Raw genomic sequence first — 277 nt, forward strand, 5'->3', positions numbered from 1 at the left:
GTATCGATATTGAAATGTTGATTCCAGTTGCATCTAATGAACATGGAGAATGTGAAAAGTTAGTTGCGCCGATGCTTTCTGACATTCTAAAGGAAAATATTGTTGTTAAACATGAAGAAAAATCTTCTTATCCGAACGGCCACAGCTTAATATCATTTGGTTCGGCAAAAACATATTCTCTTGATACTGGGTTGGCCACAGCTGCAAAAGGCGGTGGGTTTGTTTGTGGTGACTCTTATGCGATGATGGATTTAAGTGTCGGTAAATATGCACTTGC

General features: G+C 39.0%; 1 pseudogene. It reads left to right on the forward strand.

Features of this window, described 5'->3' with window-relative positions:
* Positions 1-277, forward strand: a pseudogene (locus SB775_RS29055) (hypothetical protein); the annotation flags it as partial.

Source organism: Peribacillus sp. SIMBA_075 (assembly GCF_046534585.1).